Below are 23,831 nucleotides of genomic sequence, written 5' to 3' on the forward strand. Positions count from 1 at the left end.
AGTGAACACCGGGAACACACCGGGGCAGATGGAACTCATCGACGAGAAGGGCCGACTGTTCGGCCGCGTGAATATCATCGACGTACTCGTCGTCCTCTTCGCGATTGCAGTGCTCGCCGCTGGGGCGGCACTGGTGTTCGGTGACGACCCGAACGCGAACGAAACCGAACCCAATTCCGATGCTCCACCAGCCGATACCCTCCACGTGACGCTCGTGACAACCGATGACGCTGCGACCACGCTCGAAACCGAAAACGTAACCGTCGGCGACGAGCGTGCGACGGTTACCGCCATCCACCGCACGCCTGGTCCCCGGAGTTTCCTCCGTGTCGCCCTCAAAGGCGTTCAAACCGAACAGGGTTTTCGATTCGCCGGCAATCCCGTGAGAGTCAGTGACGATTACACCATCACGACGGAGACGGCACGAGTCGGGACCCGAGTCGTCGAACGTGACGTTTCGCCAGCGTTCGACACCGAGAGTACGACGGTGAACGTGACGACGACCGTTCGCCGCCCGGTCGCAGAGGCGGTCGGAACGGGCGACGAACAGACCGTCGGTGACGACACCGTTGCGACGGTCGGAAGCGTCGAGACGACTGCTGTCAACGAAACGCACAGCGAACTTCGAGCCTCGGTCGAACTCGAAACCCGACTCGTCGACGACAGCCCACAGTACGGCGGCGGTCCGGTCCGTCTCGGCCGAACGCTCTTCCTCGAAACGAACACCTATCAGTTCGAAGCCGAAATCGTCGGCGTGAATGAGTAGTGGGGTGCTCGGTTGGGTACAGTCGATTCGGCATCGGCTCGGAACAGCGGTCGCTGAATCTCGCATCGTGGGCGCTGGCAAACGAATCGAAGCCACGCTGTCGCGGTGGGCCAGCGGCTCGCGCATCGTCCAGTGGTTCCTTGCGGAACCCGAACCGGAGGTCATCGTCATCGATTTGCGTGAGACGTACACCATCGGCCCGATTCTTCGGGCAATCGAGTGGGCACTCGGCCACGGGAGTCGGTTCGCAGAACGGAGCGGTCTAGCTGCGGCCGTACGGAAGACGGCCCAGTGGGTTCGCTCACGACCGATTCACGTCGCCGGTATCGTGCTGTTCGGTGTCGCCGTCGCCGGCGTGGTCGCAGCGGTACGCTCGTCCGGAGACCTCGGCGGCTGGCTGGTGCTGTCGGGAATCGCCCTCCTCGCGCTCCTTGAACGCCGGTCGTGGGGTGAAATCCGAGACACCCGCGTTGGCCGAGCGCTGGCAGCCGCGTTCGCACCGCCGGACCCGCCAGCCGACGACCGACAGCAACCCGACTCCGAAACTGAATGACTACTCGACGGTGACGCTTTTCGCGAGATTGCGAGGCTTGTCTATCGACCGTCCGAGTTTCGCGGCGGTATGATACGCCACGAGCTGGAGCTGGACGTTCGTCAGAATCGCCGCCGTCCGTGGGTGTGTCTCGGGGATTTCGAGAACGTGGTCGGCGTATCGGGCAACGTCGCTTTGGCCGTCGGTAATCGCTACGACAGGGGCGTCGCGGGCTTCGACTTCCTTCACGTTGCCGACCGTCTTGCGTGCGAGTTCGCCGTCGCCGACGACGGTCGCGAAGACGGGCGTCTGCGAGGTGACGAGCGCGAGCGGACCGTGTTTCAACTCACCGGCAGCGAACCCCTCGGCGTGTTCGTACGATATCTCCTTCATCTTCAGCGCGCCTTCGAGGGAGACCGGGAAGTTCAGCGACCGGCCGATGAAGAAGTAGGCGTCGCTGTCGAGGTAGGCCTCGGCGACGGCTTCGGCCTTCGAACTGTCGAGGACCTCCTGGACCTGTCCCGGCACGTTCCGAAGCGCGGCGATGACGTCGCGGTCGGCCTGTCCCGCCGTCGCCGCCTCGGTCAGGAGGTTCAACGCGGTCTGTTGACCGGCGAACGTCTTCGTCGCCGCGACGCCGATTTCCGGGCCGGAGCGGATGTAACAGACGTGGTCGCACTCGCGGGCCATTGTCGACCCGACGGTGTTCGTCAGCGCGAGCGTTTCGGCACCGCGACGGCGGGCCTCTCGGGTCGCCGCCAGCGTGTCGGCCGTCTCGCCGCTCTGTGAGACGCCGACGACGATGGCGTCCTCGGCCGGCGGAGGCGAGGTGGCGTACTCGTGAGAGAGAAACGGCTGGGCGGGGACGCCCTTGGCTTGCAGCAGTTGGGCGCCGTAGATGGCGGCGTGATAGCTCGTTCCTGCGGCGACGAGATGGACCCGTTCGAGGGACAACTCGCCCAATTCCTCTAAAGTCACGGTCCCGCGGAGTTCATCGACTCGGCCCTGGAGACACTGCCGCAACGCACGCGGCTGTTCGTGAATCTCCTTGAGCATGAAGTGGTCGTAGCCGCTCTTGCCGGTGTCCTCCGGGTCCCACGTCACCGTCTCGATGGATTTCTCGATGGTCCCGCCGTCGATATCGGAGACACGCCAGCCGTCGGTGTCGAGTCGGGCGTACTCGCCGTCTTCGAGGTACACCACTTTGTCGGTGAACTCCCGGAATGCGGGCACGTCGCTGGCGAGATACGTCGCGTCTTCGGCGATACCGAGGACGAGCGGCGAGTCGTTGCGTGCGACGAACACCGAGTCGGTGCCAGCGATGACACAGGCGATGGCGTAACTCCCTTCGAGACGACCGATGGCCTCCCGGAAGGCGGCTTCAGGGTCTGCTCCCGATTCAAGACTCGCCTCGACGAGATGCGGCACGACCTCGGTGTCGGTGTCGCTGCGGAACTCGTGGCCCGATTCGGCCAGTTCGTCACGGAGCGACTGGTAGTTCTCGATGATGCCGTTGTGGACGACGGCAACGTCCCCGGTGCAGTCGCGGTGGGGGTGTGCGTTGCCGTCCGTCGGCGGTCCGTGGGTGCTCCAGCGGGTGTGGCCGATGCCGACCCGTCCACTGACGTCGATGGCAGCCAACTCCTCTCGAAGCGCGTCGAGTTCGCCCGATTTCTTGACGACCGACACCGAGCGGTCGTCGACCAACGCGACGCCCGCGGAGTCGTAGCCGCGGTACTCCAGTTTCGAGAGACCGTGCAGCAGCGTATCGAGCGTCCCGTCGCCACGGCCAACACAGCCGATGATGCCACACATTAGCGGACCACCTCCGCGCCATTACGAATCCAGCCACTCACGTGGGTGCCCGTCCCGACCGTCGCGTCGGCACCGACGAGCGTGCCGGGCACGAACGTGGCGCCGCCGCCGACCGATACCCGGTCGGCAAGCACCGCCCCGAGCCCCTGGTTCTCGAACACCCGGTCGCCGACCCGGACGTCGCTCGGACCGCCCGGAACGACCGTTCCGGGGCCGATGGAGACGCTCTGTCCGGCGACGCAGTCGACGAGCGTCGACCCGGGGCCGACCCGACAGTCCGAATCCAACAGCGTGTTCTGCAGCGTCACGTTGCCGCCGATTGTCGCGTTCCGTCCGACCGCTACGTCGGGGCCGACGACGGCGCTGGCCGCGATTTCGGCGTCGGGACCGACGACGACCGGTCCCTGTAGGGTCGCGTCGGGGTGGACGCGGGCGCTGTCGGCCACCCACACGTTGTGGCTTCGCTCCGGAAACTGCACGCGCCCGTTGGCGAGCAACTCACGCGTCAGATACAGCAGGTCCCACGGGTAGGTCGCGTCGACCCACAGCCCATCCGTCGACACCGCCCGAACATCGCCGTCGTCCATCAGCGTCTCGATGACGTCGGGCAACTGGAGTTCGCCGTTACGCCGGGGTGTTCGTTCGATAGCGTCGAACACCGACTCGTCGAAGGCGTAGACACCGGCGTTGATGCGACCGAAGGCGTCGCTGTCGGGTTTTTCGACGAGCGTCGACAGCGTGCCGTCGTCGACCTCGACGGCACCGTATCTCGTCGGCGTCGGGTGGTCTAACACCGCCATCGCGGGCGTTCCGTCGAACCCCTCGAGAACGTCCGCGACGATTCGCTCGTCGATGACGCGGTCGCCGTTCAGGACCAACACTGGTCCATCGGTCTCCGGAGCGGCCTGCTGGAGGGCGTGACCGCTCCCGAGTTGCTTCGTCTGGTGGACGTACGTGATGGGCACGTCGCGGTAGGAGGGTCCAAAGTGCTCTTGGACGCGTTCGCGCTGGTAGCCGACGACGAGACAGAGCCGTTCGATGCCGCAGTCGACCAACACGTCGAGGACGTGTTCGAGAATGGGTCGTCCCGCCGCGGGAAGCATCGTCTTCGGTCGGTTGAAGGTCAGCGGTCGCAGCCGCGTCCCCTCCCCCGCTGCGAGGACGATGCCGGTCGTGATGTCCATACCGACGGGTCGTTGCCGCCCCGGTTGAAACTATCGGCGGAGCGCGGCTTCCGCGAGCGATACACACAGCAGGCTCCCGACCGTACCGTCGGTATGGCCGACGACGAATATCCGCGGGAACCACCCGAGGACGTGCCGCCGGAACACCACGACCGAGCGCGGGAGCTCCAGCTCGAACTGCTCGTCCTCGAAGCGCGCCTCGAGTCGGCGAACTTCGAAGACAAGGAGGCCTTCCGACGAGCGATACGTACGCGCCGCGAGGAACTGGACGGTCTTCGAACCGGTAGCGGCTGATCGGCCGGACGGGACAGGCGGTACCGTCGTGGATGGCAAGCGTGTTACCGTCGCGGCACCGACCGGGCCGTATGAGCCTCATCGACGACGCCCGCGCGCTGCTCGCGACCGGGCCGCTGTGTGACGCCTGCCTCGGGCGGCCGGTCGCCGACCGCAGTTTCGGGCTGACCAACGCCGAACGCGGGCGGGCGCTCCGAACCGCCGTCGCACTCGACGACGACGACCCCTTCGAGGAACCCGACGCCGACTGCTGGGTGTGTGAGGGCATCTGTGACCGCTTCGACGAGTTGGCCGACCGCGTCGTCGAGGCGCTCGGCGAAACCGAACTGTACACCTATCAGGTCGGCACGCGCATCCCGCCACTCGTCGAAGAAAACGAACGGCTCCTGCGACTCGATGCCGGCTTCGAGGAGGACGCCGGCGAACCGCTGAAGACCGAGGTGAACCGCGAAGTCGGTCGCCGCGTCGGCGCGAAACTCGGCGCCGAAGTCGACTTCGAGCGTCCGGACGTGCAGTTCCTCATCGACCTCGCCGGCGAGGACGTCGACGTGGAAATCCAGCGCAACTCCGTGACGATTTACGGCCGCTACCGGAAACTGCAGCGAGACATTCCCCAGACGGAGTGGGAGAAGTTCGACGAGAGCGTCGAGGAGCTGGTCGCGCCGCCGTTTCTGTCGGCGTTCCGCGGCACCGAGGCCGTCTTCCACGGCGCCGGCCGGGAGGACGTCGACGCGCTCATGCTCGACTCCGGGCGGCCGTTCGCGCTGGAAATCAAACAGCCCCGTCGACGGGACGCCGACCTCGAGGAACTCGCCGACGCCGTCAACACCGGCACCGACGGCAAGGTCGAGGTGACCGATCTCGCCTTCGCCACCTACGACACCGTCGAGCGCGTGAAGGAACACGACGCGACGAAGACCTACCGGGCGACCGTCGACTTCGACGACTCCGTGTCGGAGGCCGACTTCGAGGCGGCCCTCGAGGAATTGGACGGCACCACCGTCGAACAGCGGACGCCGCATCGAGTCTCCCACCGGCGTGCGGACCTCGTTCGGGAGCGCACCGTCCTCTCCATCGACGGCACGCTCGAAGACGACCTCTCGGCGACCATCGACGTCCACGGCGAGGGCGGCCTCTACATCAAGGAGCTCATCAGCGGCGACGAGGGTCGCACCGAACCGAGTCTGACTGGCCTTCTCGGCGTCGGCGCGACCGTCCGGACGCTCGACGTTATCGACGTACAGGGCGTCGACGAACCGTTCCTCACCGAGGAGTACGAACTCGAGCGCGACGGCGACCCTGTGACGGGCGCGTCGTAAATCGGCCGCGACCGGGGTTTTATTAGGAATCAACGCCCTACACCGTTATAACCGGTTTCACGGTTTCACATGAGCGAAGACGTCATTCTCGTCGTCGAGGACGAGCAGGATTTGGCGGACCTGTACAGTGGGTGGCTTTCGGAGCGATATCCGGTCCGCGTAGCCAACGACGGGTCGGAAGCCCTCGAAAAGTTCGACGAGGATGTCGAGGTCGTCCTCCTGGACCGACAGATGCCCGGGATGGACGGCGCCGCGGTTCTGAAACTCATCCGGGACCGCGACCCCGACTGTCAGGTGGCGATGGTCACCGCGGTCGAACCCGACGTCGACGTCGTCGACATGGGATTCGACGCCTACATCACGAAACCCGTCCGCGAGGAGGAACTGTTCGACCTCGTGAACCACCTGCTGCACCGGCGGGTGTACGACGACAACGTCCGCGAGCTGTTCGCAGCCATCTCCAAGCAAATCGCCCTCGAGAACCAACACGAACCCGAAGAACTCGCCGAGGACCCCCAATACCAGTACCTGCTCGCGAAAATCGACAAACTCCGCGCCGAAACCGTCGACCTCGCCGAACAGTTCGACGACGAGGAGTTCCGAACGGCGCTGGCGGCGCTGCAGTAACACGACGACGCTGACGACTGTTTTATGTCACCCGCCTTCGAGCGGCCGCCATGGAGTTCGGCGTCGACGAGGCCGGCAAAGGCCCAGTACTCGGTTCGATGTTCGCCGCGGCGGTGCAGGCGCCGAGAGAAGCCCTCCCCGACGGCATCGACGACTCCAAGCGACTGAGCGACACGCGCCGCGAGGAACTCGCCGACCGGCTCCGTGGGGACGACCGCATCAGCGTCGGCATCGCCGAAATCACGCCCGAGCGCATCGACGCGGGCAACATGAACGACCTCACCGTCGCCGCCCACGCCGAGGCACTCGCCGAGGTGGCCGAGGACGGCGACGCCGGACTGTGTGATGCCGGCGACGTAGACGCCGACCGCTTCGCCTCGCGGGTCGCCGACCGACTCGATGCCGAGGTGAGTCTCGCCGCCGAACACCGTGCCGACGAGTCCGACGAGCTGGTCGGCACGGCGAGCATTCTCGCCAAGAGCGCCCGCGAGCGCCACGTCGCCACGCTCGCCGAGCGCTTCGGCGACGTGGGCAGCGGCTACCCCTCAGACCCGACGACGCGGGCGTTCTTGCGAGAGTACGTCGCCGAGACCGGAACGCTGCCCGATTGTGCCCGGCGGTCGTGGTCGACCTGCGAGGACGTACTGGCAGCGGCCGAACAGTCCGCACTCGACGAGTTTTGACGACGTTCGATTGGAGACCGACGGCTATTTCTCGCCGCCGCCTCACTCCGCGGCCATGAGTCTCCGGACGGCCGTCGCGGCGCCGTTTCGCCAAGCCGGGAGCCGCGAGATGGGGGAAAGTGCCTTCGTCGTCGCGCTGTCGCTGGACCGCGATTGGTTCTCGCCCGACCAGGCCAAGCGGTTGGTCGACGTGGCCGCAAGCGAGGGCCTGCTCGAACGCGACGACGGGGAGTTGCGGGTGTCGTTCGAGCCCGGGTCAGTCGACATTCCTGAAGGGTTCACCCCCGAGGAGTCCATCCTCCAGAAGCGCTCGACGTTCGAGCGCGTCCTCGACGCCTTAGTCGATGCCGGTCACGACAAACAGGAAGCCGTCGCCGCGGTCAACGGCCTCCAGTCGGAGTTGGGCATCACCATCGAGGCCGCGGCGGTGCTGTACGCACACCGCAACGCCGTCGACGTACAGCAACACGCCGAGACGGCGCTGGGGGAACTGTAATGGTCGAAGACGAAACCACCGATGGCACGCGAATCGCCCAACTGCTCTCCTCGGAGATACACGGCCACGAACGCGGGAGCCTCGGTCTGCTCTCGGTGGTCGACGCCGACCCCGATGTCGACCCCGAGGAGTTCGGCGCCTTCGCCTACGGCGTGGCGTTCGAAACCGACGACGAATCGCGCCGAATCGCCGAGGTGTACGTCCACCCCGACCGCGCCCGCGTGGAGTTCCTCGCCGGTGTCGAGACGGCCGCCGAAGCGGCCGACAGAGAGGGCCTTCGCGTCCGACCGAAGGCAGTCGACCCACCGCGGACGCTCGTCTTCGTCGAGAGCGGTGCGGAAGTGAAGCGGGCGCTACGCGTCGTCCGTACCGTCGCCGACCAACTCCGTGAGGAGTGCCGGTAGCGTCGATATCTCATCGCGGGACAGCGACGCGTCGGCGTCGGGGTGAACCGCCGGCCCGCCGTCGTACGTCACCTGCACCGCGAGGAGGCCGGCCGCGGCGGCACCCGCGACGTCCCGGTCGGGGTCGTCGCCGACGTAGGCTACCTCCTCGGGAGCGACATCAAGGGCGTCACACAGCGACGCGAAGGCAGCGGCGTCGGGTTTCGGCGCGCCGAGGGCGCCTGTGACGAGGGTTTGGTCGAACGAGTCGGTCCACCCCAGCCGTCGGAGTTTGTCCCGCTGGGTTCGGTCCGGACCGTCCGTCAGCAGGCCGACCCGGTAGCGCTCGCGAAGCCACTCGACGGTCTCTGCGGCGCCGTCGACGGGCGCCATCGCCTCTCCGACGGCCGCGCGATAGGCGCGAGTCACTGCCGGGGCCTGTTCGCCGACGAGCGCCTCGAACACCGGTCGGCGGCTCTCGGTGCCGCTGTGTTTCCGGTGAGCAGCGAGGTAGTCCTCACGGTCGAAATCGAGTGCCACGTCGGCACGGTCGGCGGCCTCGGCCAGGAGCGTCTCGCGGTCGCGGGCCGTAACCGCGAGCGTGTCGTCGAGGTCGAAGGCGACGGCGCGAAGCACGACCGACCGTAGCGACCCCGACGATATATAGGGGTCGACTCCGGGCAGTGGCGCCGACAGTACGGAACGGCAGCGTTTTGCCCCACCGCCGCAACGCGCCGACAATGAGCTTCTTCGACGACCTCGCCGCACGCATCGAGTCGACGAACAGCGTCGTTTCCGTCGGGTTAGACCCCGACCCCGACCGCCTGCCCGACTTTCTCGATTCCGAGCTCCCGCGGTGGGCGTTCAACCGCCGAATCATCGACGCCACCCACGAACACGCCGCCTGCTACAAGCCCAACGCCGCCTTCTACGAGGACCCAGACGGCTGGCGGGCCTTAGAGGAGACCGTCGCCTACGCCCACGGAAAAGGCGTTCCCGTCCTCCTGGACGCCAAGCGCGGCGACATCGGCAACACAGCCCGACAGTACGCCGACCTGCTGGACGACGACGGCCTCGGTGTCGACGCGATGACCGTCAACCCCTACATGGGCCGGGACACCCTCGAACCGTACCTCTCGAAACCCGAGAAGGGGGTCATCGTCCTCTGTCGGACCTCCAACTCCGGCGGCGCGGATTTCCAGAACCTCGAAGTCGGCAACGGCAAATCGCTGTACGAGTACGTCGCTCAGCGCTGTGCGGAGTGGAACGACAACGACAACGTCGGCTTGGTCGTCGGCGCGACGGCTCCCGAGGAACTCGAATCCGTCCGGGAACTGGTCGATTTGCCCTTCCTCGTCCCCGGCGTCGGTGCACAGGGCGGCGACGCCGAGGCGGCCGTCGAGTACGGCCTCGCCGACGGCGTCGGCTTGGTCAACTCCTCTCGGGGCATCATCTTCGCGGGGGAAGGTGCCGACGACGAGACGGCGTACTTCGGGGCGGCCGGCAGCGCCGCGAAACGACTGAAAAAGCGACTGAACCAATACCGTTGACAATCTTCGCCGTCGATGTTTTCCAGTCCCGACCACTCAGTACAGCGCGCGTAACTCTCGCTGGAGTAGTTCCAGTTCCGGACGGGCGTGAGCAATCGTCAGAATGAGACGGTAGATTCATCCCTCGACACGGGCCCGAATGACGTGCCGCCTCGGTCATCGTAATATTTCCGTCCGATGAATGTCTCATCGAGGTTGCCGATGATTGCGGTGTAAAGCGCGTCCGAAGTCAGGTAACTCTCTTCTTCGAGTGGGTCTAAGATGTCTTGAATTGTCACCGAGTCGCCGAGAGGAGACGTTATTTCAATGGCGCCAATCTGTTCGACGACAGCCGCATGCGTCACTGGGAATTCGAACGACTGATTGACAATCTGCTCTGTATCTGAATATTCCATATCTGTTGTTTGGGAACCGACGTTTCGGTCTCTGCGTTACCCAGTACGTGGCGAAGGTGAATCAACTCCAATAGTTTTCATTCGATGTCGGGTTTTGAGTATGTGAGTTACAGCTATTGGCATTTATCCAATCTCCACAGTCGAAGTGACGGCCATGTGATGTAGTTGCAAGTGGAGACATCCTTAGCGGACGCTTGTCGGTCAGTATAGGGGCGAAATTGTGAGAACAGATGCTACGGGGAGGAGTTGAACCTCCGGCTTGACCGTGGAAAGGTCACGTGTTCCGCTACACCACCGTCGCGGTGACGACATGTGTTTTCGCGGGGTGATACCTCAAAGATATACAGTCGCTATGTGGCAGTAACGACCGCCTACGATGGAGTGTCGCTGTTCAAAGAGGTACGTCTCACTATCGGCCAATACACAGCTAGACGTGACGCTCAATGGAGTTATCGTGAGGTGAAACAAGCGGATTACCCTCTGCCAGCATCCGCCGAGGTGACGTTCGGAGGTCTCGTGAGCGAAGCGAACGAGAGCGTTGGAAGACGACCGGGAGAGTCTTCCTGAGAACGCTCCCAAGGCGGCCGTTGGCCGGCTCGCTAGTTTTCCCCAAGTTTTTGCCACGAACCGGTGTCGCGCGCCGTCCGGCGCGCGACCCGCGTTCCTGTGCAAAACGTGGGTTAGAATCGGTATTCGTCGACTCCGTCAGGGTACTCCCGTTCCTCTCGGTCGGAGTCGCCGGCCGGTCGGTCGCCCAACTCGGCGAGACAGTCGGTACACAGCCCGCTCGTCCGGTCGTAGTGGTCGGCACACACCAGTCGGCCACAGCGGTCACAGCCGTCCTCGACTGTCTCGGACTCACAGATTTCGCAGAGTCCAGCGACGCTCATACCCCACGTTGGGCGTCCACGCCCCTAAATCAATCCCCGAATTTACGGTGTCTGGGAACGTATTGTAGGTGTGCAAAAAGAGCGGCTCGTCCTCGGTCTCACCGTCGTCTTCGGCGCCATGACGGCGCTCGTGTTGCTGTTGAGCGTCGCGCTCGTCGAGCCGGTGCTGTTCTTCGTGGCGCTGCCCCTCGGCGCCGCCGCCTACATGTTCTGGTATCAGTCCTCGGGGAGACTCCGGGAACGCGTCGCCCGCACGCGGCCGGGTGCCCGCAGCACCGGCGATGGCCGGGGTGGGTTCGGCGCCGGCCCCCGAAGCGGCTTCGAGAGCGCACGCGGCCAGCAGGCACGCGCGGAATGGGAGCGCCGCCAACGCCAGCAACGCCAGCGACAGCAACAGAAACGCCGGCGACGGGCTGGCGTCGACCCCTCACCCGGACTCAGTCGCGCCGAAGCCTACCGCCGGTTGGGCCTCGACACCGATGCCGACGAGGGCGAAATCAAACGCGCCTACCGGGAACGAATCAAGGAGGCCCACCCCGACAGAGGCGGTGACGAGGCGGAGTTCAAGCGACTCACCGAAGCCTACGAGACGCTGACCGAGTAGGCCACGAGTCGAAGCCTCCTTAACAACCCTCCCCGTTTTCGTAGCCATGAGTACGGACGACATCGACCCCGCGGGGTCGAAGACGGAGGGGACGCCCGACCACGAGAACGCCCTCCAAGACGTTATCGCAGTCGACGGCGACGACAACCCGGAAGGGCTCGTCAATCGTCTCGACGCCCACACCGGCGACGGTATCCGCCACCGTGCGTTCACGGCGCTTCTGTTCGACGGCGACGGCAACGTCTTGCTCGCCCAGCGCGCGCCGAACAAGCGCCTGTGGGACACCTACTGGGACGGGACGGTCGCCTCCCACCCCGTCGAGGGCCAGACCCAGCTCGAGGCAACCCGGGAACGACTGGAGGAGGAACTCGGCGTCACACCCGAGCAGTACGGCGACCTTCGGGTGACGGACAAGTTCGAGTACAAGCGCTACTATCTCGACCAAGGGGTCGAATGGGAGGTGTGTTCGGTGCTGCAGGCGACGCTCGAGGACTGTACGCTCGACCCCGACGAGGAGGAGGTCGCGGGACTGATGTGGGTACCCTACGAGCGACTCCACGAGAACCCGAAGTGGTACCGACAGCTGCGACTCTGTCCGTGGTTCGAAATCGCGATGCGGCGGGACTTCGCCGAGGACTGATACGGATTGGTGTAACGATTTATCGGTCATCGCCAGTGCGGGTCAGCGATGACCGATAGAAGACTACAGCAATCCGTATGACGCTCGCTGTCAGTCGTTCTGGTACTCTTTCTCGAAGCCGCGGAACTCGGTGCGGTGTGCTTCCTCGTCGGCCAGAATCGTCACCGCGAGGTCCTCCGTGACGGGGTCGTCGGCTTCCTCGGCGGCGGTGATGAGCGTCCGGTAGGTTTCGATGGCGCCCTCCTCGGCATCGAGGACGCCGCGGATGACCGAAATCACGTTCGTCGAATCCTCCGGCGGCTGGAGGGTGTCCTGTCGAGCGACGAACTCCGCCGACCCCGGCGGTCGGGCGTCCAACTGCTTGAGGCGCTGACCTAACTGTTGGGCATGGCTCAGTTCCTCCTGGATGTCCTGTTGGAGGCTCTCTTTGATTTCCTCGGCACGAACGCCGTCGAGGACGATGGCGTTCGTCTGGTAGTTCATCACCGTCTCCATCTCGTCGCTGTAGGCTTTCTTCAGAATTTCGACCACTCGCTCGGATGCTTCGGATTCGGACATGGCACTACTGAGTTCGGGCCGAAGCGTGAAGAAACCCACCTCGAAGTAATTCGTCTCGAACGGGTCCCGTCCCGGAGACGGAGGGGCACGTTCGTCACAGTTTGTAGAGAAAATATGGATGTTCATCACACAGTAGCGTAGAAAGCTTTAGGTAATATCGTATTGTATGCCTATTCGTTCCGATGTACAACAACAAGGTTCGGACCGCGGTTGCATTACACCTGACCGGCACGCTGACGGAGGGTGAGGCGGCCCGACACGCCGGGCTGTCGCGTGCGCAACTGCGCCGCTACACCCGAACCTGCGGCGCCATCGTTCCGGCGCCATCGACAGACGACCTCGACGCCGAACCGAAAGAACACGCCGACACGAATGCCGTCCGCCTCGACGGTTAATCGAGTAGTCGGTTGAGTTCGGCCGCCGTCTCCGCTTCCAACCCGCGAACCGTCTCGATGATGCTACTCCGCCGTTCGATGTCGTAGCGGTCCTCGGCCAACGCGTGGAACTTCTCTTCGACGACGCCCCACGACGCCGCGCGTGCGGGATGCCCGGTGAACCACTTCTCTTCGGCCTCGTGTGTCGCCCCGTCGTGGCAGTCGACGGTGACGCGGGCCGGCAGTTCGCCGCGTTCGGCTCGTTCGCGCAACTCGTCGTCGACTCGGGCGTCGACGGCCGACGCGACGGGTCTGAGGTCCTCGCGGGCGGCGGGGCGTTTCGTCGCGTCGCGGTCGACGAGAGCGGCGGCGAGCGTCACGGGATCGAGCGCCTCGACGGCCTCCGGATACGTCTCGACGGTAACCGAGTCGATGTCGGCGGGGTCGAGCGTCACGTCCGAGGCGAGGTCCAACGCGGCTTCGAGCGTCGATTGAGCGTGTGGATGGGCGTCGTAGGGGCGGATGGCCGCGTCGCGAACCCGCTCACAGCCTGGGTCAAGGTCCAAATCGAACGGCCCGACGAGGTCGTGCCACCCGCCCGGCCCCGCGATGGCGTCGGGGCCGACGACACCGCTTTCGGCGAGAAGACACGCCGAAACCGCCTCGTGTGTCGCGTTTCCCCCCACGACCGGGTCGAACTCGTCGTCGACAGCGAGCGTTCCGCGGCCGGCCGCGATACCGATTGCGCTTTCGAGACGGCCGGTCCCGAATCCCAGCGCCCGGCCGACGCCGGCCGACGCCGCGATGGCGCCGTGGGTCGCCGGATGGAACCCGTCCAGGGGCGCGTGCCACGCCAACTCGCCGTGAACCTCGTGGGCTGCGGCGACACCGGCGAGGAGTTCTTCACCCGTCGCGCTTCGGGCCTCCGCGGCCGTCAACACCGCGGCGACGGAGATCGAGGCCGACCCCAGCGCGGGGGCGAGAAACACCGTCCCGTTGCCCGCACAGGCCAGCGCGCCGTTGTACATCGCGGCGTCGGACGCCGCCGCGCTCAACTCCGATCCCCACAGTCTGCTTCGGCCCGTCGCGTTCTGTGTCGCCACGGTGCGGCGGATGCCGTCGGTCGGCGAGGTGCCGACACTGTCGAGGGCGACGGCGACGGCGTCGAGCACGCGGCGTTTGGCCGCCTCCCGAACCTCCTCGGGCAATCCGTCGTAGGTGACGCCCGCCGCGAACTCCGCGAGGGCCCCAGTCGATGTCATGCCAGACGATACCATTGCCGACGTGAAAAACGTTCGCAGGCGGCGGGGTCAGGGCCGGGTCGTCGCCCACACCGCGAGTATCCCGAGGAGGATAGCCGGTACCATCGGAAGGGCGAGATACGTGTCCCAAAAGGAGAGCCCGAGCTGGGAGCCGAGGTACGGATACGCGTAGATGATGCCCGGAACGACGACGAACGCGACGAAGACGGCCGCGACGAGTGTCCACCCGCGTTTGTCGAACTCACGGTCCACTTCGTCGGGGTGGACGGTCATCGGGTCACGGTCGGACTCGTCGTCTGCCGTCTCCGAAGCCGCCTCCGGCGTGTACTGGTCGTCATCGTCGAAGGCGTCGGGGTCGTGGGTGTAGCCGTCACTCATAATCGTCGGGGTCGTACTCGCTGTCGGGGACGACGACCACCGACCCGAACCCTTCTCGTCCTTCGAGCATCTCGTGGGCACGGGCCATCTCGCTCATCGGCAACACCGCACGGACGTGGGGTTCGAAGGTGCCGTCGAACACCTTCGCCATCACGTCGTCCATCTCGCCGGGCGTTCCCATCGTCGACCCGAGGATGTCGAGTTGCTTCCAGAACACCTTCGGGATGTTCGTCTCCGGCGTCACACCGGAGGTCGCTCCACAGGTGACGACAGTCCCGCCGTGGGCGGCCGCCGACAGCGAATTGTCCCACGTCGCCTCGCCGATGTGGTCGACGACAACGTCGACGCCGCGGCCGTCCGTCTCGGATTTGACGACCTCCGCGAAGTCCTCCTCCTCGTAGTTGACGAGGTGGTCGGCACCGCAGTCGCGGGCGTGGTCGAGTTTCTCCTCCGAGGAGGCCGTCGCCCACACCTCACACCCCTCGTTGGCGGCGATTTGGACGCAGGCATGGCCGACGCCACCGGAGGCGCCCAACACGAGGACGGTGTCGTTCTGCTGGATTTCGGCGCGCGTGACGAGCATCCGCCACGCCGTCTGGAAGACGAGCGGCGCCGAGGCCGCGGTGACGAAGTCGACGCCCTCGGGCAGCTCGATGAGGTTCGTCTCGGGCACCGCCGCCTGCTCGCTGTGGACGCCGCGGACGTGTTCGCCAATCATCTTGTAGTCGACACACAGCGACTGCTCGCCCTTCCGGCAGAACTCACACTCCCCGCAGTACAGTCCGGGGTCGACGACGACGCGGTCGCCTTCCTCGAAGCGGGTGACGCGTTCGCCGACCTCGCTGACGACGCCCGCACCGTCGCTGCCCGGAATGTGCGGCAGTTCCTCGGGACTCGGCATCCCGCGGCGAGTCCACACGTCGAGGTGGTTCAAACCGCCCGCCTTGATGTCGACGAGTACCTCCTCGGGGCCGATGTCGGGATCCTGGAACTCGTCGTACTGGAGCACGTCGGTCGAACCGTGTTCGTCGTAGAAGACCGCTTTCATACCCCCACTTCGGAGCGGGGTGTGCAAAACATTAGCGGAGTCGGAGACGACCCCGGTGGAGTTTAGCGGCCGGCCGACCCAGACCGAGCCATGAGCGACGACGGCCACCACCACGAAGCGGAGAACCATGGACACGACCACGAGGACGGAGCCCACGGGCACCACCACGAACACGACAACCACCACGCCCACGACCTTGATGAACTCGGTGTCACGGTTCTGACCGTTTCCTCCTCGCGGAGCATCGAGGAAGACCCCTCCGGCGCCGCCATCGTCGACCTCGTGGAGGAGGCGGGCCACACCGTCGTGGTTCGGGAACTCGTCGGCGACGATTACGACAGCGTGCAGGACGCCGTCGACCGCTTCGTGGGTCGCGAGGACACCGACTGCGTCGTGACGACCGGCGGCACCGGCGTCACGCCCGACGACGTGACCGTCGAGGCAGTCGAACCGCTGTTCGAAAAGGAACTGCCGGGGTTCGGCGAACTGTTCCGGTCGCTGTCGGTCGAGGAAATCGGGACGCGCGTCGTCGGGACGCGTGCCGCCGCGGGCATCGCCGACGGCGTCCCCGTGTTCTGCCTACCCGGCAGCGAGAACGCGGTTCGACTCGCAGTCGACGACATCATCGTCGCCGAGGCGCCGCATCTCGCCGGGCTCGCCCGTCGGGAAGACGAGACCGCTGACAGTGCCGAGACCGAGGATAGCGACGAACCCGACGAGGGCGACCCCGCTTAGGGAAGCGGACAGAGACTCGCCGTCAGAAGCGCCCGCTCGTCGCTTTCGTTTCGCGCGCCGTGTTCGACGCCGCGTTCGTTGTGGACGACTGCGGGCGCGGAAACCGTCTCCTTGGTGCCGTCCTGTGTGACGACGACTTCGCCCTCCAGTAGGTGAAAGACGTTCTCACAGTCGTCGTGGACGTGGGGGTCGAACGCACCACCGGGGCCGAGCGCGAACAGTTTCACGAGCACGTCGTCGTGGACCACCAGCTCCGCCGTCTCGACTTCGCCGGCAGCGGGGTCGACCGCCGGCAGTTCGTTCAGCGTCATACCGACCGATTCGGCCGCGAGAACTTAACTCTCAGCCGTCGACGGCGGGTCAGTCGGCGCTGACTTCGCGACCGCCGCTGGCCGAGACGCCGCCCTCGCCGTTGTCCAGTGTCGACCTGACGGAGGGCGCCAGTCGCGTGACCTTGCTCGCGCCGTCTTTCTCTTGGACCACGAGGCCGTCGTCGGCGAGTCGCGAGAGATGATACGACACCGTGCTGTAACTCGTCTCCACCTCGTCGACGATGTCGCCGACGGTCGCCGCGCCGTAGGTCCTGAGTACGTCGATGATGGCGGCGCTGGAGTCCTTCTCAAGGGCTGCGGCGAGTTCCTCGTTTTCCGTCCCGATGGGGAACAGCCGTCTGTTGCCGCGGAGCTTCCGGGAGGTGACGAGCCGTTCGCGTTCGAGGACGCGGAGGTGATGGCGGACGGTCGAAAGCGGCGTGTCGAGGTCGTCGGCGAGCGCCGACAGCGAGACGCCCGGGGAGTCCGTGATGCGGTCGTGAATTCGCTCCCGTGTCTCGTGTTCGAGGGGGTCGGAGCCGTCGTGGCGGCCGAAGCGGAACATCGCACCGAACCGCCCCAGCCAGTCGGCCACGAGCGCGGTACCCACCGATAGGAAACCGGTCCACGGTTGGGCCACCGCGACGAACATCGCCGTCCCGAGCGCCGGGACGTAATCGAGCAGCGCGGCGCCGTCGAACCACGCAAGGGACCCGAGCAGCGACGCGGGCGGCTCCCCGTCGTCTTCGGCGCTCGGTTCCGCCGACTCGCCACCGGTGGTGTCACCGCCGGTCGTCGGCTCGACGGCGATAGATTCGCCGTCGGCAGCCGCCGTCTTGGCGTCGGCGTCACCGTCCGTCTCAGCCGATGTCGAGGGGGCAGCGAGTTCGGGGCCATCGGCAGCATCGGTGTCCGCCGGTGGTGTCACCGACGAACCGGAGTCGGAGGTCGTCGACCCCGACAGCGGAACGTCGACTGCCAACCCCGGCGCCGAGTTCGTCGTCGAGCCGACCTCGACGGCGACGCCGCCAGAGGTCACGTCGACGGTGGGGGCCCCAGCGAGCGCCGGCGACGCCGTCACGCCATCGAGGCCGGCCACTCCGTCGTCGAGACGCCATTGCTCCGTGTCCGCCCCGGAGAGAGCTACGAGCCGGTCGACGGACTCCTCGCCGTCAGTGCCGTCCGTGGCGGTTCCGGCAGTTGCGTTCGTGATGTTCGTGATATTCGTGGCGTTCGTGGCGTTCGTAGCGTTGTCGAGGACCGTTCCCGTCGTGTTCTCGACAGTTCCTGTCGCCGTCTCCGTCAGGTTACGAACCGGCTCGGAGTCGTTTCGTTGCCAGTCGCTGTCGTTGTCGCCCCACTCGCGTTCGTCGGTTTCCCACTCGTCGTCGTCATCGTCGGATATCGCTGCGGCGGCCGGCGCGACCGCGGAGAGAGCCACACTGGCGACGAGCAGCGTACAGACGACGAGCGTGCGTAATCGTAGTTCCAATTCAGTAACCCCCTTTGGCGACGGATGGGCCCGATTACGAAAGTCCGTTTCACCGGTCATGGACGGACTTTTATATTCGCCTCGTATTCACGGCCGACTGCTGGCCTCTAGCGGTCGTTTCGATGCGGTTGTTAGAACGTTCATAGGGGTATCGACGGTCGTTTCGACCACGACATGAGTAGAGACGATTCGGGACTGTCACGACGAACGTTCATGAAGGGCGTCGGGATAACTGCTCTCGCGGCAGCGACGGGGCCCTCCCTTGCGAGCGCCGACCACGCTATCGACGAGCGCTTCCTCAACTGGCGTGCCGTCGAGGCACGGAAGGTGTGGGACCGTGGCTTCCGTGGGCGCCGCGACCGGACCCTCGCGTTGACCGACTCCGGCGTCGAGGGGCGCCACCCCGACCTCGGCCCGTGGAACGGCGTCCGCGTCGAAATCGAAGACGGCGAGTTCACGCTGGTTCGCTCGGACGGCGACTCGGGCGGCAGCGTCGAGTTCCAACCAATTACCGAAGACGGCGAGCCGCTGACCGAGTCCGACTCCGGTACCTTCACCCCCGGTGCCTTCGCCGCACCGAACGAGCAGTTCAGCGAAGTCAAAGGCGCAACGTTCACCGCACAGGCGACGAGCAAACTCGACGCCGAACTGTCGTGGACGCCGCCGGGCAACGACCTCGAGTTCCGCATCGACGACGTGACCGACGAGCGGACGGAAGTCGGCCGCGTCGCGAGCGCCGACAACCCCGAGACGCTGCTGGTCGACCTCGAAGAGGGTCGGGAGTACCAGTTCGTCATCGAACTGTACGCGGCCGTCGGCGGCCAGTACACCGTCGAGGCGACGTACGTCGAGGCGGTGTCGAACGGCGACGGCGGGGAGACGGCGAGCGTCGACGCCAGCGATATCTTCGCTGACCCCTCCAACAAGACGTTCGGCTGGTACGACGCCGGCAGCCGATATGGCAGTTTCGACCGCCCGCGCGACCAGAACGGCCACGGGACCCACGTCTCCTCCATCATGGCCGGTTCGGGACGCGCAAGCACCATCGAGTCCTCGACGATCCACGAGGAGAACGCGACGCTGCTGCCAAGTGACTTCCTCGAATACGAGGTCGACGCCGTGGCCGGCCAGAGCGTCTGGGCGTCGGCGTTCGGGACGAACATCAACCTCTACATCATCGACGAGGAGGGCCGGGAACTCGACGAGTCGCCGGTCCGGAAGGACTCGCTGATTCTCGAACAACCCATCGACGAGGACGGCACCTACACCGTACAGGTCCGCCCCCGAGAGACCGACACCGTCGTCAGCGGTGCGGGAGAGCAGGCCCAATCCGGCAATCCGACGGCGGGCACGCTCGAACGCATCGCCGTCGGGACGACGAAGTTCGCAGCCAACACCGCAGGCGAGGGCATCCCCGGCGACGTGAGCGAAAGCGAGCAGTCACTCCATCCCGGCGTCGCCCCGAACGCCGGCATCGTCGGCCTGCAGGGACTGGGCGAACCGACCGTCGACCTCGGCGACTACGCCGAGCAGTTCAAAAAAGCGTTCAACATCCGCTCGGTCAACATGTCGTGGGGGCCGCTACAGGGCGCTCCCCTCGGTCAGGTCGAACAGCTCGACTCCACGCGCGCGGACGTACGTCGCATCACCGAAGGCGGGATGTTGGTCTGTGCGTCGGCGGGTAACTCCTTTACACCCGCCAACGGCAACGGCGGGCCGGCGGCGGCCGACGAGGCCATCTCCGTCGTCGCCACTGGGCCGTTCGACGGCATCTCGACGTACTCCTCGGGTGGCATCGGCGGCGTCGACGAACAGAGCGACGACTCGCCCGAATCGAGCCCCGCCTACGCCAAACCCGACGTGACCGCCCCCGGCGGCGACATCGGGCCGGACGCCTTGGCGAACATCGGCCTCGGACTGGCGACGAACCCGCCGGTCAGCGCCGGACCGGAACCGCCGGTCGGCATCGAGTACCCGATTCCGTCGAACTACGAACTCGCCCGTGCGGCGAAGAACGGCGACCCCGAGAGGACGTACGGCGACGCCGATGGTTCGGCGGATACCGGCGCGGACGAACCGTTCGCGCCACGCGATTACACCGACAAGGCAGGCACCTCGATGTCCTCGCCGTACGTCAACGGCGTCGCCGGCTTGCTGGCGGAAGCGATGGAGTTCGGCCGACCCGACGGCAGCGACCGACCCGACGAACTGACGCTTCCCGAACCGGCCGCGACGACCGAATCCGACGTGTACCGGCTGAAGGGTCTGCTGTTGGCGACGGCCAGCGAGTCGGTGTTCACGGCCGCGCCGTATCACGCCGGCCAGAACCCGCCGAAGGGGCCGACCTACGACTTCGGCGGCCGGGACCCCTTCGAAGGCTTCGGTCGCGTCAACCCCGACGCCGCCGTCGACGCCGTCACGCGGGATTTGACGCCCGAACTCACGAACGACGACGGTGACCCGACGACCGGCTCGGCGACCACCGAGGAGACCCTCGGCCTCTACGTCCCCGAAGACTCCCGTGCGACCGCCGGCTACGTCGAGGCGCCGACCGGAACGATGACCGTCGAGGTGTCGCTGTCGCACCTCTCGGGCGGCAACAAGGGAATTGCCGCCGGCGACCCCCACATCGACCTGTTCGTCTACGACCCGGCGAATCCGACCGACCGCGGCGAACCGAACATCGTCGCCCGCGCTCAGGGCGCCACCGGTGCCCCGTCGGTGACCGTCTCGGTCCCCGACGACGACCAAGAGACCAACACCTACGTCGTCGTCGCCAAACTGGTCAACGTTCCCGGCGTCGTCAACGGTTTCGACGTTCAGAGCCACTTCGACCTCACCGTGGCGCTGGACGCCGCCGAGAACACCTTCGACGTGGCCGACGGCGCACGGACCAGCGACGCGACAGCGGTCACCGGCGGACAGGCCAACCGCCTCACCGTCGACGTGACCGACCCCGACGAGGAGGCCCTCGTCCGCGACGTGGTCCCTGGGTCGTGGAACGTCCTCACCGAGTTGTCCGACACCGTCGAGCGCGTCGACCAACCCACCGAGGGCGGCCCGCAGTTCGTCTACTTCGCCGACAGCGCTGCGACCGGCGAGACCTCCTCCTACACCTACTTCGTCGAAGCGCCCGACAGCCTCGAAGAGTCCAACGCCTACCAGTTCGGGCCAGCGGAGGCGAAACCGACCGAGGACGCCGGTGATGACGGCGTGCCGTTCGTCGCCGTCCCCAATACCTCCGGCAACGTCGTCGCCGTGGGCCTCGACACCGCCGACCCGCAGGGCAGTCTGCCGGGCGGCGACGTGGAACCGCCGACGAACTGAGCGGTCGCTCCGCTGTGCGACTGGCGGGGTTTTTTACGGCGCGTCGAGATCCCCCGTGTATGGAGCCGATTGCCCTCCTGTTCGTCCTGTTCGGACTCCCAAGTGCGGTCTGGCCCTACCGGATGGCCCGCTTCGAAGAGCAACTCGACGCTATCGGTAGCAAACGCCGCTGGTCGGAGGTCGAACCCGCCGACTGGAAGGTCATGCTGACGAGATACGTCGGTATCGTGATGGTCGGCGGGGGCGTCCTGTGGTTCCTCTCGGGGTGAGGGTCGAGTCACGAACCCTTTTCACCGAATCCGTCCGAGAGGTCGGTATGGAGAGTCTCAATCGGATGGCCGTCGAGTTGGTCGACGAGGCCATCGACTTCGCCGACGAACTCGCTATCGAGGTCCACGAACTCGACAACGGCGCGGTCGTTCTCGACTTCGGCGTCGAGGCGGTCGGCGGCATCGAGGCCGGCCTGCTGTTGACCGAAATCCAGACCGGCGGGCTGTCGACGGTCCAAATTGGAATGGACGAAATCGAGGGCGTGCCGTTCACCCACGTCGAAACGTCGACCGACCACCCCGCACTCGCGCTCTTGTGCGCCCAGAAGGCCGGCTGGGAGCTGTCGGTCGAGGGCTTCGAGGGACTCGGGTCGGGGCCGGCACGGGCGCTCGTCGCCGAAGAGGAGGAGTACGCCCGCGTCGGTTACCGCGACGCCTCGGACTTTGCCGTCCTCGCCATCGAAAGCGAGGAACTGCCCGACGAAGCCGTCGCCGAACACATCGCCGACCGCTGTGGCGTCCCCGTCTCGAGCGTCTTCCTGCCGACGTTCTCGACGGCAAGCGTCACCGGCAGCGTCGCCCTGGCAGGGCGAGCCGGCGAACTCGCCGCCTTCCGGCTCTCGGAGCTGGGGTACGACCCCGTCGAGTTGTTGACGGTGACTGCCTCCGCACCAGTCGCCCCCGTCGCCGAAAGCGACGAGCTGGCGATGGCAAGAACCAACGACGCACTCGCCTACGGCGGACAAGTCCACATGAGCGTCGACGAGGGCTTCGACCGCTTCGACGAGGTCTCCTCGACGGCTCGCGAGGAGTTCGGTCGACCCTTCGTCGACATCTTCGAGGACCACGAGTGGGACTTCTATGACCTCCCGCTCGAAGTGTTCGCGCCGGCGCAGGTAACCATCGACGTGGTCGGTGAGGGCGTCGAAGCCCTCGGCCGAACCGACGAGGCGCTGTTGGCCGAGAGCTTCGGACTCCCATGAAGTTCAAAGTCGTCCCCGAACCGGCCCCATCAATCGACCGCATCGCCGAGGTACAGCGGGCGGTCCCGCTCGTCCCCGACGGGGAAACCTCCTGCTGTGTGCGCGTGATGGAGCAGGCGGGCGTCTCCTCACAGGACCGCGCCAAGGAGTGGCTGACGTTCCTGCGGGCCTTGGAGCTCGTCGAGGAAACCGACGGGAAGTACCGGCGACTCCCGCAGGAGGTCGACCCCGAAGCGCTGCGGTCGGCGTTTCTACAGCGGGTGTATCTCGCCGAAGCGGTCGTCGCGACGCTGGACAACGCCGAAGAACCGCTGGCCGCCGAGACGGTCTTCGAACGACTGGCCGACCGCCTCCCACAGTGGGAGCGACTGCGGCACACCGACCCCGAGTCGGTGTGGCGCGAGCGCATCGACCGGCTCCTGGAGTGGGCCTGTACGTTCGGGCTGGCGGAGCGCGTCGACGGTGCGTACGCGGGCGCGTGACACCGCCGGGGCTTTCCAAACCGTTTATACTGCACCGAAGGCAAGCCGTGGGTATGCCGAGAGAGCAGACTGAGGTCCGAGATCTTCAGGAAGGCAACTACGTGATGATAGACGACGTGCCGAGCAAAATCTACGCCTACAGCACGTCCAAGCCCGGCAAACACGGGAGCGCGAAGGCCCGCGTCGAGGGCAAGGGTGTCTTCGACAGCCAGAAGCGCAACTTCACCCAGCCGGTCGACGCGAAGGTGTGGGTTCCCATCATCAACCGCAAGCAGGGACAGGTCGTCTCCGTCTCCGGCGGCGACATGCAGGTGATGGACCTCGAAACCTACGAGACCATCACGATGCGCATCCCCGATGACCTCGACCCCTCGCCGGACGACGAGATCGAGTACCTCGAGTACGAAGGCCAGCGCAAGGTCGTCTAGGTGGGT

General features: G+C 66.0%; 29 protein-coding genes and 1 tRNA gene. 18 read left to right on the forward strand and 12 right to left on the reverse strand.

Annotation, left to right across the window (positions count from 1 at the left end; translation table 11 throughout):
* Window positions 1-28 precede the first annotated feature (28 nt).
* Both HWX69_RS15210 and HWX69_RS15215 read left to right on the forward strand, forming a co-directional pair.
* Window positions 29-766 carry a DUF4330 family protein gene (locus HWX69_RS15210; RefSeq protein ID WP_178917898.1) on the forward strand — a complete coding sequence of 246 codons (738 nt, stop codon included), beginning with the start codon at window positions 29-31 and terminating at the stop codon, window positions 764-766.
* Window positions 759-1,319, forward strand: coding sequence for a hypothetical protein (locus HWX69_RS15215; protein WP_178917899.1), 561 nt, complete (start codon window positions 759-761; stop codon window positions 1,317-1,319). The genes HWX69_RS15210 and HWX69_RS15215 overlap by 8 nt, the downstream gene beginning before the upstream one ends.
* On the opposite strand, the gene glmS is transcribed toward HWX69_RS15215, so the two are convergent.
* Both glmS and HWX69_RS15225 read right to left on the reverse strand, forming a co-directional pair.
* Entirely contained in the window at window positions 1,320-3,113 is a 1,794-nt protein-coding gene (glmS, locus tag HWX69_RS15220) for a glutamine--fructose-6-phosphate transaminase (isomerizing) (RefSeq protein WP_178917900.1), read from the reverse strand.
* Window positions 3,113-4,297: a sugar phosphate nucleotidyltransferase gene (locus tag HWX69_RS15225; protein WP_178917901.1), complete on the reverse strand. Its 1,185-nt coding sequence runs from the start codon at window positions 4,295-4,297 to the stop codon at window positions 3,113-3,115. Before HWX69_RS15225 ends, glmS begins: the two co-directional genes overlap by 1 nt.
* Window positions 4,298-4,390: 93 nt before the next feature.
* Between HWX69_RS15225 and HWX69_RS15230 the strand changes: the two genes are divergently transcribed.
* The 6 genes from HWX69_RS15230 to HWX69_RS15255 all read left to right on the forward strand — a co-directional run bounded on the left by HWX69_RS15230 (window position 4,391) and on the right by HWX69_RS15255 (window position 8,120).
* Window positions 4,391-4,591, forward strand: a complete 201-nt coding sequence (locus tag HWX69_RS15230; protein ID WP_156707378.1) for a hypothetical protein — start codon at window positions 4,391-4,393, stop codon at window positions 4,589-4,591.
* Between the two features lie 71 nt (window positions 4,592-4,662).
* Window positions 4,663-5,910 carry a tRNA pseudouridine(54/55) synthase Pus10 gene (locus HWX69_RS15235; RefSeq protein ID WP_178917902.1) on the forward strand — a complete coding sequence of 416 codons (1,248 nt, stop codon included), beginning with the start codon at window positions 4,663-4,665 and terminating at the stop codon, window positions 5,908-5,910.
* Window positions 5,911-5,979: 69 nt separating this feature from the next.
* Window positions 5,980-6,537 carry a response regulator gene (locus HWX69_RS15240; RefSeq protein ID WP_156707380.1) on the forward strand — a complete coding sequence of 186 codons (558 nt, stop codon included), beginning with the start codon at window positions 5,980-5,982 and terminating at the stop codon, window positions 6,535-6,537.
* Between the two features lie 50 nt (window positions 6,538-6,587).
* Window positions 6,588-7,220 carry a ribonuclease HII gene (rnhB, locus tag HWX69_RS15245; RefSeq protein ID WP_178917903.1) on the forward strand — a complete coding sequence of 211 codons (633 nt, stop codon included), beginning with the start codon at window positions 6,588-6,590 and terminating at the stop codon, window positions 7,218-7,220.
* A 55-nt stretch (window positions 7,221-7,275) separates the two neighbouring features.
* A complete protein-coding gene (locus HWX69_RS15250) occupies window positions 7,276-7,716 on the forward strand; it encodes a DUF2240 family protein (RefSeq protein ID WP_178917904.1) in 441 nt (146 codons plus the stop codon).
* On the forward strand, window positions 7,716-8,120 hold the full coding sequence (locus HWX69_RS15255) for a hypothetical protein (protein ID WP_178917905.1): 405 nt from the start codon (window positions 7,716-7,718) through the stop codon (window positions 8,118-8,120). The genes HWX69_RS15250 and HWX69_RS15255 overlap by 1 nt, the downstream gene beginning before the upstream one ends.
* Here HWX69_RS15255 and HWX69_RS15260 read toward each other — a convergent pair.
* Window positions 8,070-8,735 (reverse strand): HAD-IA family hydrolase, encoded by a 666-nt coding sequence (locus HWX69_RS15260; protein ID WP_178917906.1) that lies wholly within the window; start codon window positions 8,733-8,735, stop codon window positions 8,070-8,072. The genes HWX69_RS15255 and HWX69_RS15260 overlap by 51 nt on opposite strands.
* Before the next feature lie 104 nt (window positions 8,736-8,839).
* Here HWX69_RS15260 and pyrF point away from each other — a divergent pair, with 104 nt between their 5' ends.
* On the forward strand, window positions 8,840-9,649 hold the full coding sequence (gene pyrF, locus HWX69_RS15265; RefSeq protein ID WP_178917907.1) for an orotidine-5'-phosphate decarboxylase: 810 nt from the start codon (window positions 8,840-8,842) through the stop codon (window positions 9,647-9,649).
* 98 nt (window positions 9,650-9,747) lie between these two features.
* On the opposite strand, the gene HWX69_RS15270 is transcribed toward pyrF, so the two are convergent.
* The 3 genes from HWX69_RS15270 to HWX69_RS15280 all read right to left on the reverse strand — a co-directional run bounded on the left by HWX69_RS15270 (window position 9,748) and on the right by HWX69_RS15280 (window position 10,934).
* Window positions 9,748-10,044, reverse strand: coding sequence for a DUF5789 family protein (locus tag HWX69_RS15270; RefSeq protein ID WP_178917908.1), 297 nt, complete (start codon window positions 10,042-10,044; stop codon window positions 9,748-9,750).
* A 231-nt stretch (window positions 10,045-10,275) separates the two neighbouring features.
* Window positions 10,276-10,345: transfer RNA gene (locus HWX69_RS15275), tRNA-Gly, on the reverse strand.
* A 379-nt stretch (window positions 10,346-10,724) separates the two neighbouring features.
* Window positions 10,725-10,934, reverse strand: a complete 210-nt coding sequence (locus HWX69_RS15280) for a hypothetical protein (protein ID WP_178917909.1) — start codon at window positions 10,932-10,934, stop codon at window positions 10,725-10,727.
* A 70-nt stretch (window positions 10,935-11,004) separates the two neighbouring features.
* Here HWX69_RS15280 and HWX69_RS15285 point away from each other — a divergent pair, with 70 nt between their 5' ends.
* Window positions 11,005-11,538 (forward strand): DnaJ domain-containing protein, encoded by a 534-nt coding sequence (locus tag HWX69_RS15285; protein WP_178917910.1) that lies wholly within the window; start codon window positions 11,005-11,007, stop codon window positions 11,536-11,538.
* Between the two features lie 46 nt (window positions 11,539-11,584).
* On the forward strand, window positions 11,585-12,178 hold the full coding sequence (locus tag HWX69_RS15290; protein ID WP_178917911.1) for an NUDIX hydrolase: 594 nt from the start codon (window positions 11,585-11,587) through the stop codon (window positions 12,176-12,178).
* A 90-nt stretch (window positions 12,179-12,268) separates the two neighbouring features.
* Here the strand turns inward: HWX69_RS15290 and HWX69_RS15295 are convergent, their stop codons facing one another.
* The gene (locus HWX69_RS15295) at window positions 12,269-12,736 is read right to left on the reverse strand and encodes a DUF892 family protein (protein WP_178917912.1); all 468 of its coding nucleotides are present in this window, start codon (window positions 12,734-12,736) and stop codon (window positions 12,269-12,271) included.
* A gap of 182 nt (window positions 12,737-12,918) precedes the next feature.
* Between HWX69_RS15295 and HWX69_RS15300 the strand changes: the two genes are divergently transcribed.
* Window positions 12,919-13,131: a hypothetical protein gene (locus tag HWX69_RS15300; protein ID WP_178917913.1), complete on the forward strand. Its 213-nt coding sequence runs from the start codon at window positions 12,919-12,921 to the stop codon at window positions 13,129-13,131.
* Here the strand turns inward: HWX69_RS15300 and HWX69_RS15305 are convergent.
* Genes HWX69_RS15305 through HWX69_RS15315 form a run of 3 tightly spaced genes read right to left on the reverse strand, consistent with a single transcriptional unit; the run spans window position 13,128 to window position 15,798 of the window.
* Window positions 13,128-14,372, reverse strand: coding sequence for an MmgE/PrpD family protein (locus tag HWX69_RS15305; RefSeq protein ID WP_178917914.1), 1,245 nt, complete (start codon window positions 14,370-14,372; stop codon window positions 13,128-13,130). The genes HWX69_RS15300 and HWX69_RS15305 overlap by 4 nt on opposite strands.
* Before the next feature lie 48 nt (window positions 14,373-14,420).
* Window positions 14,421-14,750 (reverse strand): hypothetical protein, encoded by a 330-nt coding sequence (locus HWX69_RS15310; RefSeq protein ID WP_178917915.1) that lies wholly within the window; start codon window positions 14,748-14,750, stop codon window positions 14,421-14,423.
* Window positions 14,743-15,798 carry a zinc-binding dehydrogenase gene (locus tag HWX69_RS15315; RefSeq protein ID WP_178917916.1) on the reverse strand — a complete coding sequence of 352 codons (1,056 nt, stop codon included), beginning with the start codon at window positions 15,796-15,798 and terminating at the stop codon, window positions 14,743-14,745. Before HWX69_RS15315 ends, HWX69_RS15310 begins: the two co-directional genes overlap by 8 nt.
* Window positions 15,799-15,888: 90 nt before the next feature.
* Here HWX69_RS15315 and HWX69_RS15320 point away from each other — a divergent pair, with 90 nt between their 5' ends.
* Window positions 15,889-16,533 carry a MogA/MoaB family molybdenum cofactor biosynthesis protein gene (locus HWX69_RS15320; RefSeq protein ID WP_178917917.1) on the forward strand — a complete coding sequence of 215 codons (645 nt, stop codon included), beginning with the start codon at window positions 15,889-15,891 and terminating at the stop codon, window positions 16,531-16,533.
* On the opposite strand, the gene HWX69_RS15325 is transcribed toward HWX69_RS15320, so the two are convergent.
* Together HWX69_RS15325 and HWX69_RS15330 are read right to left on the reverse strand one after the other, a co-directional pair.
* Window positions 16,530-16,844 carry a cupin domain-containing protein gene (locus tag HWX69_RS15325; protein ID WP_178917918.1) on the reverse strand — a complete coding sequence of 105 codons (315 nt, stop codon included), beginning with the start codon at window positions 16,842-16,844 and terminating at the stop codon, window positions 16,530-16,532. The two genes, HWX69_RS15320 and HWX69_RS15325, sit on opposite strands and share 4 nt — an antisense overlap.
* 49 nt (window positions 16,845-16,893) lie before the next feature.
* A complete protein-coding gene (locus tag HWX69_RS15330) occupies window positions 16,894-18,336 on the reverse strand; it encodes a winged helix-turn-helix transcriptional regulator (RefSeq protein WP_178917919.1) in 1,443 nt (480 codons plus the stop codon).
* Window positions 18,337-18,510: 174 nt separating this feature from the next.
* On the opposite strand from HWX69_RS15330, the gene HWX69_RS15335 reads away from it, so the two are divergent.
* From HWX69_RS15335 to HWX69_RS15355, 5 genes are read left to right on the forward strand one after another with little or no spacing between them, the layout of a single operon-like run.
* Window positions 18,511-21,663 (forward strand): S8 family serine peptidase, encoded by a 3,153-nt coding sequence (locus HWX69_RS15335; protein WP_178917920.1) that lies wholly within the window; start codon window positions 18,511-18,513, stop codon window positions 21,661-21,663.
* Window positions 21,664-21,722: 59 nt separating this feature from the next.
* Window positions 21,723-21,932: a hypothetical protein gene (locus HWX69_RS15340; protein WP_178917921.1), complete on the forward strand. Its 210-nt coding sequence runs from the start codon at window positions 21,723-21,725 to the stop codon at window positions 21,930-21,932.
* Window positions 21,933-21,979: 47 nt separating this feature from the next.
* The gene (gene mch / locus HWX69_RS15345) at window positions 21,980-22,915 is read left to right on the forward strand and encodes a methenyltetrahydromethanopterin cyclohydrolase (protein ID WP_178917922.1); all 936 of its coding nucleotides are present in this window, start codon (window positions 21,980-21,982) and stop codon (window positions 22,913-22,915) included.
* Window positions 22,912-23,397 (forward strand): hypothetical protein, encoded by a 486-nt coding sequence (locus HWX69_RS15350; RefSeq protein WP_178917923.1) that lies wholly within the window; start codon window positions 22,912-22,914, stop codon window positions 23,395-23,397. The genes mch and HWX69_RS15350 overlap by 4 nt, the downstream gene beginning before the upstream one ends.
* Window positions 23,398-23,450: 53 nt before the next feature.
* Window positions 23,451-23,825: a translation initiation factor IF-5A gene (locus HWX69_RS15355; protein ID WP_178917924.1), complete on the forward strand. Its 375-nt coding sequence runs from the start codon at window positions 23,451-23,453 to the stop codon at window positions 23,823-23,825.
* Window positions 23,826-23,831 lie beyond the last annotated feature (6 nt).

The organism is Natronomonas gomsonensis (assembly GCF_013391635.1).
GTDB classification, from domain to species: Archaea; Halobacteriota; Halobacteria; order Halobacteriales; family Haloarculaceae; genus Natronomonas; species Natronomonas gomsonensis_A.

Coding starts and splice junctions, on each gene's coding strand:
- HWX69_RS15210 (WP_178917898.1), top strand. CDS start 29: ATGGAACTCATCGACGAGAAGGGCCGACTGTTCGGCCGCGTGAATATC.
- HWX69_RS15215 (WP_178917899.1), top strand. CDS start 759: ATGAGTAGTGGGGTGCTCGGTTGGGTACAGTCGATTCGGCATCGGCTC.
- glmS (WP_178917900.1), bottom strand. CDS start 3,113: ATGTGTGGCATCATCGGCTGTGTTGGCCGTGGCGACGGGACGCTCGAT.
- HWX69_RS15225 (WP_178917901.1), bottom strand. CDS start 4,297: ATGGACATCACGACCGGCATCGTCCTCGCAGCGGGGGAGGGGACGCGG.
- HWX69_RS15230 (WP_156707378.1), top strand. CDS start 4,391: ATGGCCGACGACGAATATCCGCGGGAACCACCCGAGGACGTGCCGCCG.
- HWX69_RS15235 (WP_178917902.1), top strand. CDS start 4,663: ATGAGCCTCATCGACGACGCCCGCGCGCTGCTCGCGACCGGGCCGCTG.
- HWX69_RS15240 (WP_156707380.1), top strand. CDS start 5,980: ATGAGCGAAGACGTCATTCTCGTCGTCGAGGACGAGCAGGATTTGGCG.
- rnhB (WP_178917903.1), top strand. CDS start 6,588: ATGGAGTTCGGCGTCGACGAGGCCGGCAAAGGCCCAGTACTCGGTTCG.
- HWX69_RS15250 (WP_178917904.1), top strand. CDS start 7,276: ATGAGTCTCCGGACGGCCGTCGCGGCGCCGTTTCGCCAAGCCGGGAGC.
- HWX69_RS15255 (WP_178917905.1), top strand. CDS start 7,716: ATGGTCGAAGACGAAACCACCGATGGCACGCGAATCGCCCAACTGCTC.
- pyrF (WP_178917907.1), top strand. CDS start 8,840: ATGAGCTTCTTCGACGACCTCGCCGCACGCATCGAGTCGACGAACAGC.
- HWX69_RS15270 (WP_178917908.1), bottom strand. CDS start 10,044: ATGGAATATTCAGATACAGAGCAGATTGTCAATCAGTCGTTCGAATTC.
- HWX69_RS15280 (WP_178917909.1), bottom strand. CDS start 10,934: ATGAGCGTCGCTGGACTCTGCGAAATCTGTGAGTCCGAGACAGTCGAG.
- HWX69_RS15290 (WP_178917911.1), top strand. CDS start 11,585: ATGAGTACGGACGACATCGACCCCGCGGGGTCGAAGACGGAGGGGACG.
- HWX69_RS15295 (WP_178917912.1), bottom strand. CDS start 12,736: ATGTCCGAATCCGAAGCATCCGAGCGAGTGGTCGAAATTCTGAAGAAA.
- HWX69_RS15300 (WP_178917913.1), top strand. CDS start 12,919: ATGTACAACAACAAGGTTCGGACCGCGGTTGCATTACACCTGACCGGC.
- HWX69_RS15305 (WP_178917914.1), bottom strand. CDS start 14,372: ATGACATCGACTGGGGCCCTCGCGGAGTTCGCGGCGGGCGTCACCTAC.
- HWX69_RS15310 (WP_178917915.1), bottom strand. CDS start 14,750: ATGAGTGACGGCTACACCCACGACCCCGACGCCTTCGACGATGACGAC.
- HWX69_RS15315 (WP_178917916.1), bottom strand. CDS start 15,798: ATGAAAGCGGTCTTCTACGACGAACACGGTTCGACCGACGTGCTCCAG.
- HWX69_RS15320 (WP_178917917.1), top strand. CDS start 15,889: ATGAGCGACGACGGCCACCACCACGAAGCGGAGAACCATGGACACGAC.
- HWX69_RS15325 (WP_178917918.1), bottom strand. CDS start 16,844: ATGACGCTGAACGAACTGCCGGCGGTCGACCCCGCTGCCGGCGAAGTC.
- HWX69_RS15335 (WP_178917920.1), top strand. CDS start 18,511: ATGAGTAGAGACGATTCGGGACTGTCACGACGAACGTTCATGAAGGGC.
- HWX69_RS15340 (WP_178917921.1), top strand. CDS start 21,723: ATGGAGCCGATTGCCCTCCTGTTCGTCCTGTTCGGACTCCCAAGTGCG.
- mch (WP_178917922.1), top strand. CDS start 21,980: ATGGAGAGTCTCAATCGGATGGCCGTCGAGTTGGTCGACGAGGCCATC.
- HWX69_RS15350 (WP_178917923.1), top strand. CDS start 22,912: ATGAAGTTCAAAGTCGTCCCCGAACCGGCCCCATCAATCGACCGCATC.
- HWX69_RS15355 (WP_178917924.1), top strand. CDS start 23,451: ATGCCGAGAGAGCAGACTGAGGTCCGAGATCTTCAGGAAGGCAACTAC.